The 269-nt window shown below is 49.1% G+C and carries 1 pseudogene; it reads left to right on the top strand.

The features are described from left to right. Positions 1 to 187 precede the first annotated feature (187 nt). Positions 188 to 269 (top strand): annotated as a pseudogene (locus KQJ18_RS24530) (xanthine phosphoribosyltransferase); the annotation flags it as partial.

The following is a 269-nucleotide window of genomic DNA, read 5'->3' as shown; positions in this document are numbered from 1 at the left end:
AGTCAGGCTTGCGCGATGCGATTGAGAATACCACTTTCTCCGCCGACGGCTAGCATAAAGCATGCAAAAAGAGGCGCGGATTCCGCGAAACACTGGTTTTTAGTGCGTCAGATCTCTATAATCTCGCGCAACCTGATTCACCCTCAATTATTAATTAGCCGTAGATACACAGGCTGGGACACTTCACATGAGCGAAAAATACGTCGTCACCTGGGACATGTTGCAGATCCATGCACGTAAACTGGCAAGCCGCTTGATGCCTTCTGAAC

This window comes from Citrobacter sp. S55_ASV_140 (assembly GCF_018919505.1).
GTDB lineage: Bacteria > Pseudomonadota > Gammaproteobacteria > Enterobacterales > Enterobacteriaceae > Citrobacter > Citrobacter werkmanii.
The sequence above is the reverse complement of the archived record's forward strand: the minus strand, read 5'-3'. Positions and strand labels throughout refer to the sequence as shown.